We start from the raw sequence: 6,245 nt of genomic DNA on the forward strand, positions 1-6,245 counted from the left end.
TTTGTAACCACTCTGATGAAATCTGATGGCGACGTAGCTCAGCGGTCAGAGCAGGGGTTTCATAAGCCCTGTGTCCTGGGTTCGAATCCCAGCGTCGCCAAAGATGAAACCCTCCCATAATTACTCCTCACTTCTTGAGGAAATTGAGAAGCTCAAATCCATTCACAGAATCAAGCATGATATACGAATCGTAGTAGTAACTAAATATGCCTCAGTTGAGGAGGTTATAGAACTTCTAAGCAACTCACCAGTAACTGACATAGGCGAAAATCGTGTGCAAGAAGCAGAAAAAAAGTTTCTAACCCTATCACAACTAGGACTACTGAATAACATAAAAAAACACATGGTTGGCACTGTTCAAAGCAACAAAGTTACGAAAATAGTTAAACTTTTTGATTTCATTCACTCCATAGAAAACACAAAAATTCCCGAAGAACTTAGGAAAAGAAACTTCCAAGGAGAACTGTTACTTGAAGTCAAAACCAGCCCCGAGGCAACAAAACATGGAATTGAGCCAGAAAAAACCGTTGAATTTTTCGGAGAACTTCTATCTAGCGGAATAGAAATCTCCGGACTCATGACTATAGCTCCATACACTAACGACGAAATTACAATATCAAAGTGTTTTTCAACTCTAAGAAATCTTAAGGAGAAGATAGAAAACACATTCTCAGTTAAACTTAAATATCTATCAATGGGAATGTCTAACGACTACAAAATAGCAATAAGCGAAGGAGCAAATCTACTACGAATAGGAACACTTATCTTTAGAAAATGACACTTTCAAATACTAAACCCCGAGTGGCAAAAACACCAACTCGGGGCTTGAGGAATGGGAGGGGAACTCGTTACCCAAAACCTCGGTTTTTACTATTATCGGTATCTCCAGAAACCTTCTAAAGTATGGATATATACTCCCCTTCAGGAATAAGGCAAATACTATCTAAGCACAATTATTTTCTCTCCTCCACCAAGGGACAAAACTACCTTATAGACAAAAATACCTCTCAAAAGATCGTTAAACTCATCAAATCTCTTACTCAAAACAAAACCTACGTTCTAGAAGTAGGTAGCGGACTAGGAGCAATAACACTCCCTCTAGCACAAACATTTGAATATGTAGTAACAGTTGAAATAGATAGAGGGATAGCAAAATGCTTGGAAGAAGTTCTAGAATATTACGGAGTTAGAGAAAAGGTTAAAGTGATAACCAAAGACTTTCTCAAACTACACCCCAGCGATATTCCCCTGATTGACCCTCAAAACACTATATTCGTATCTAACCTTCCCTATAACGTAGCAGGAGAGATTCTAAAAAAGATCATATATGAATACCAAATAGAAGATCTATTTGTGATGGTTCAGAAGGAGTTTTTTGAGAGAATTACTGCAAAACAAGGAAACAGAAACTATTCTTTTGTATCGGTAGTAACTCAGCTAAGCGTAGACAAAATTACCAAATTACTCGACGTTGGTAAAAACTCTTTTTTCCCTATCCCTTCTGTAGACTCAGTGTTTATCAACCTAAAAAGATCTCCACTACCAATCTCAGAAGAAGAAGTTAAAGTCATCCAAAAGCTCTTTACAACCCGAAGAAAAACTATCCTCAACTCAATACATACCCTCTTCAACCACAGTAAAGACATCATAAGAAATCTACTCCTAGACCTCAACATAGACGAAAAAACAAGGATTGAAAACCTACCACCGATAACCATCAAAGATCTAGTAAAGAATCTACTAAAGCTTAGTAGCCAAAAATAAATTTTCATCAACGCAGAAAAATAATCTAATAACAAAAACAAACTTGCACCAACAACCAATAACTAACTTTTACTTGCTAACTCAACAATATAGTTGTAAACCTCACAAGGTAGAAAGTATCTAACTTCCTTATTATGCTTTATCCTCTCCCGAATCATAGTTGAACTTATATCTACCAGAGGCCCATTTAAAACTATAATCCTCTCCCTAAATTCCTCCAACTCCCTAGGAATACAAATACACCTATTCTCTCTAGGATAAACAACTATCTTAACCTTGGTGACTATGTCCTTATAATTCTTCCACTTGCAGAAGCTTTCAAAGCTATCACCTCCAACTATCAAGAAAAGCTCTTCCCCCTTGTATCTATCGTAAAAATACTCTACTGTGAGGTACGTATAAGACACTCTAGGAAGCGATATCTCAAAATCTGATACTTCAAACCTCTCATTGCCCTTAGTAGCAAGTCGTAGCATCTCCAACCTCTGAGAATCAGTAAAAAGATAAGGAGTATCAACTTTAAGTGGTGAAACTTTTGCTGGTATAAATATTACCTTATCCATATCCAATTCTTCTGAAGCAATCTGAGCCACCATCAAGTGAGCTATATGTATTGGATCAAAACTTCCTCCAAAAAGTCCTACTCTCATGTCAGTGCAAAAAGTTACTCCTCTTCCTCTTCTTCCTCAAACAACTTGGAAGGATTTTTCAGATATTCCTTTCTCTTCCTTTCCAATTCCTGTGATCTCTTCCTCTGAAGATCTCTAAGCATCTTCATCCTTTTCTCAAACCTTTCTCTCTCAGAAGCAACAAGAGACTTTCTTTTAGCTTCTAAGAATGAATAGTATTCCTCATCCTCACCTTCCTTGAGAAAAGAAGTAGCATTTATCACATCTATCTCTGAAATCTCAATTTTCTCCCCTTTCTTAACCTGTACTGTTCTTTTTGCAAGCTCCTCCTCATCAGTTGAAAAAAGAGGAGCTACTGCAACTTCCCCTTCAAGCACATATACCTTGGTTAACTTCTTCTCAACCTCAACAACAAATTCTGTTCCTCTGACAGTAGCAAATGCAGTTTGAGTTTTTACATTAAGTGCTTTACCAGAACCAAAGATCCCCTTAACAGAAAGAAAAATGCTACCCGTTGATGTGATACTGTCCTTACTACCCCCTTTAAACGCCCTACCTATCTGCTCAAAAGTTATCGAAGATCTTCCTTCAACCCTTATATACCCCTTATTCTCAACAGATATATAACACTCAGAATCCTTAGCAGTTATTATGGTATCCCCCTCTTTCAAAACATATCCAACTTCTATACTCCTAACCTTATTCTTACTCTTAACGGTGACATTGCCAATCACAGTATCAACAACATACCTTTGAGCTAACGAAAGATTGACAAAAACTACTAATCCAAAAAAAGCAAATAACACTCTTCTCATAAACACCCCCTGAAATATTATAGTAACCCAAAACCAAATTTCAAAAGCGAAATTTCTAAACTATACTGTTTATCTTCTCCACAAACTCAAGAGAAAGCTTTCTATCAAATTGTATCCCCGCGTTATCTAGGATCTCTCGTTTTATTTTCCCAAGGTCCAAAGTTCCTCTATAGACTCTAGTAGAGTTCATTGCGTCAAAGGAATCCGCTAACGTAGAGATTCTAACATAAAGTGGAATCTCACCCCCCCTTATACCCAAAGGATACCCTTTCCCATCTATCCTCTCATGATGCAGGTACGCTATATCACTCAAATCCTTAAATATTGGCACTGAAGAAAGCAGATCTTTTCCTATGCTTGAATGATGTCTCATCTCTTCCATCATCTCCTCACTTAACTTTGATGGGTAGAACAACACTTCATCCCTTACACCTATTTTCCCTATGTCATGCAGTAACGCACCCATTTCAACAAAATTTGGCATATAGGTGTTGTTATACACAAGCTTTGATAAATTGTAAGAATACCTTGCTACTCTCTCAGAGTGTCCCTTAGTGTAAGGATCTCTAGCTTCCAAAATAGATACCAACATAACAGTAAACCACCTAAAGAGTCTCTCCTCATTCTTAAGAGTCTTAGAGAAATCCTCCATAACCGCTCTATACTCAGCATAGGTGTTTAAAATATCTATCACTGTCTTGACGAAAAGCACTAAAATTATGGCGAAAGTTAACCCTTGAAGCATCCAAAGCAGAACCTCACTCTGACCAAAGTGAGTAAGAATAGAAGTAGGTAAAAGTGAGGGCAAAAGTATAAATGATATCCCTAATAACTTATTCTCCAAGTTTAGATACTTCAAATACCCACCTGCAGTAACGAAAGACTCCATAAGAACTACAATCGTGGAAAGAAGAACTACTAAAATTTTTAAAGAAAATATGTTCCACACCCATGAGAGCATTAGAAAGATAACAACCATAAGAAACACGATAGTATAAACAAATAAAAACTGCTTATCCATCTTTGACATTCTACTCCAATTTAATCTTACTACAAACGGAGATATAAGCATTGATAGCGAAAGAGAAAGATTCTTTAGAAGAGAAAACACCCTCGTATCGTAAGAATACTCAAAAAAGCAACTAAACAAAAACAACAAAAGTATTGAAGTTACGAGTAGATTTGAAAGTACTCTATTGACAAATTCTCTAGAATACAACTCATCAGCCTTAGAGCGCAGTAAAAACACCAAAAAAAACATAAGCAAGTGTATAATCCAAAGAACAAAAGCCAAACCAGTATTTACCCCCACAAGCACACTCAATAAACTATCCATTGAATTCTCTCATCCAATTTACAAAAGTTGGGCATAAACCCTTTGATCTAAGCATACTGCATATTTCCTCAACACTTCTATCATCGGATACACTAAACTGCGACGACTCTACTTCCGAAGAATACCCTCCAACTGCAGTTGATGATCCTGCAGACATTCTTGTTGGTCCAAGAAGAGCAATATTGTCTCTAAAGCTTGAAGACTCTCTGGTAGATATGTTTATTGAAACCCTATTTAGAAATATTCTAGCAACTGATATAAACTGAACCATATCTATATCACTCACCTCATAGACCTTAAACCTAAACCCCTCACCACTGCGTATAGGCCTTAATCTTGGAAAAGATATCCCTACCTCTACATCAGGATAAGTCTCAAAAAGATATTCTGCATGCTTAATAACGAAAAACATCTCTTTACGAGATGGCGCTAGTCCCAGCAAAGCACCAATGTTCATTTCTCTAAACCCCGCTCTGCCACCCCTATCAGGAGTTCCCAGTCTATATAAATAATTCCTCTTAGGACCAAAAACATGAAGCAAACTGTATATCTCTTCATCATAAACCTCCTGATATACTGTTAATCCCTCTGCACCACTCTCTATAACCTTCCTATAATCATCCTCATCCATAGGATACACCTCTATTGAAAGTTCATCAAAATACTTTTTAAGCAGTCTAACAACACTAACTATATAATCAACCTTTATCATCTCCGACTCTCCTGTCAACAACAACACATGTCTTATCCCCCTGCTTCTCAACACTTCCGCTTCCTTCTCTATCTCCTCAAACGAAAGAGTTTTCCTCTTAAACTTCTCAAAAACACTAAAACCACAGTAAATACAACCGTTTGAACAATAGTTGGAAACATACAAAGGAGCGTATATGAACATAACATTACCAAAAAACTGTCTTGTAAGTTTATATGACCTTCTAGCCAAAACCTCAATATACTCCTGAGCTTTAGGAGAAAGAAGTGCAATGAGATCTCTGTCACCAAGATAGCTCTTAGAGAGGGCTCTCTCTATGTCCTCACAAGAAATTTCAACAAAAAGCCTCTCAAAATCCCACTCGCGGTACTTTTCCAGTATTTCGTAGAATGATTTCTTTTTAAGCACAAGCACAGTATATAAGTATAATAAACCTATCCTAGGTAATCAACCCAACATAGTCACAATAAGTCTAGCTATTTCTTAGCAACTTTTAGCATATTTTCCCTAGAATCGTAGAAAAATACCATAGGCTTACCATCAACAACAATAACTGACGAACTCCCTCCCGCTTTTTCACTTACCACTACTTGTATCTCCCACCTCTTTCCATCAAAAAATGCATACCTTATCTCCTTCTTTGACTGGACAAAGTATGAAAGATGAGGATTTCCTTGCTCATCAACCCACAAAGAAATAAATCTTCCCGGATCATCATTTTTGTCAACCACCATTATTTCCCAACTACCTCTGGAGTTCACCGCATACTTAAGAACCTTCTTGGTAGAATCATAATAAGCAACATGAATATTTCCTTTCCTATCAATCTTCATATTGGCATAGTATCCAACTTTACCTTCGGAATCTATAGTCTCAAACTTCCACCCAACATCTCCTTCCTCAATCCCTTTTCTACAATACCTAAGATCTCCGTTTCCATTATCAAGGTATACGATATGAACGACATTGTTATGTATTCCTATACTCGT

At 37.1% G+C, this 6,245-nt stretch carries 7 protein-coding genes and 1 tRNA gene; 3 read left to right on the forward strand and 5 right to left on the reverse strand.

Translation table 11 applies throughout. The features are described 5' to 3' along the window. Positions 1-27 precede the first annotated feature (27 nt). The 3 genes from ABDH28_01450 to rsmA all read left to right on the forward strand — a co-directional run bounded on the left by ABDH28_01450 (position 28) and on the right by rsmA (position 1,764). A tRNA-Met gene (locus ABDH28_01450) sits at positions 28-100 on the forward strand. A gap of 3 nt (positions 101-103) precedes the next feature. After that, positions 104-778 carry a YggS family pyridoxal phosphate-dependent enzyme gene (locus ABDH28_01455; GenBank protein ID MEN2997696.1) on the forward strand — a complete coding sequence of 225 codons (675 nt, stop codon included), beginning with the start codon at positions 104-106 and terminating at the stop codon, positions 776-778. A 125-nt stretch (positions 779-903) separates the two neighbouring features. Continuing rightward, positions 904-1,764, forward strand: a complete 861-nt coding sequence (gene rsmA, locus ABDH28_01460; protein MEN2997697.1) for a 16S rRNA (adenine(1518)-N(6)/adenine(1519)-N(6))-dimethyltransferase RsmA — start codon at positions 904-906, stop codon at positions 1,762-1,764. A 62-nt stretch (positions 1,765-1,826) separates the two neighbouring features. Here rsmA and nadD read toward each other — a convergent pair whose 3' ends face one another. The 5 genes from nadD to ABDH28_01485 form a co-directional block, all read right to left on the reverse strand. Further along, positions 1,827-2,414, reverse strand: a complete 588-nt coding sequence (nadD, locus tag ABDH28_01465) for a nicotinate (nicotinamide) nucleotide adenylyltransferase (protein MEN2997698.1) — start codon at positions 2,412-2,414, stop codon at positions 1,827-1,829. Positions 2,415-2,428: 14 nt separating this feature from the next. Continuing rightward, entirely contained in the window at positions 2,429-3,208 is a 780-nt protein-coding gene (locus ABDH28_01470; protein MEN2997699.1) for a FecR family protein, read from the reverse strand. A gap of 55 nt (positions 3,209-3,263) precedes the next feature. Then, the gene (locus ABDH28_01475; protein MEN2997700.1) at positions 3,264-4,544 is read right to left on the reverse strand and encodes an HD domain-containing phosphohydrolase; all 1,281 of its coding nucleotides are present in this window, start codon (positions 4,542-4,544) and stop codon (positions 3,264-3,266) included. Continuing rightward, positions 4,537-5,670 (reverse strand): 2-iminoacetate synthase ThiH, encoded by a 1,134-nt coding sequence (gene thiH / locus ABDH28_01480; GenBank protein ID MEN2997701.1) that lies wholly within the window; start codon positions 5,668-5,670, stop codon positions 4,537-4,539. The genes ABDH28_01475 and thiH overlap by 8 nt, the downstream gene beginning before the upstream one ends. A 62-nt stretch (positions 5,671-5,732) precedes the next feature. Then, positions 5,733-6,245 (reverse strand): hypothetical protein (locus tag ABDH28_01485; GenBank protein ID MEN2997702.1); only part of this gene is annotated, 513 nt, incomplete at its 5' end.

The sequence above is a fragment of the Brevinematia bacterium genome (genome assembly GCA_039630355.1).
Classification (GTDB): domain Bacteria; phylum Spirochaetota; class Brevinematia; order DTOW01; family DTOW01; genus SKYB106.

What these genes read in the sequence shown, in the direction of transcription:
- ABDH28_01455 (MEN2997696.1), top strand. Translation starts at nt 104, where the DNA reads ATGAAACCCTCCCATAATTACTCCTCACTTCTTGAGGAAATTGAGAAG.
- rsmA (MEN2997697.1), top strand. Translation starts at nt 904, where the DNA reads ATGGATATATACTCCCCTTCAGGAATAAGGCAAATACTATCTAAGCAC.
- nadD (MEN2997698.1), bottom strand. Translation starts at nt 2,414, where the DNA reads ATGAGAGTAGGACTTTTTGGAGGAAGTTTTGATCCAATACATATAGCT.
- ABDH28_01470 (MEN2997699.1), bottom strand. Translation starts at nt 3,208, where the DNA reads ATGAGAAGAGTGTTATTTGCTTTTTTTGGATTAGTAGTTTTTGTCAAT.
- ABDH28_01475 (MEN2997700.1), bottom strand. Translation starts at nt 4,544, where the DNA reads ATGGATAGTTTATTGAGTGTGCTTGTGGGGGTAAATACTGGTTTGGCT.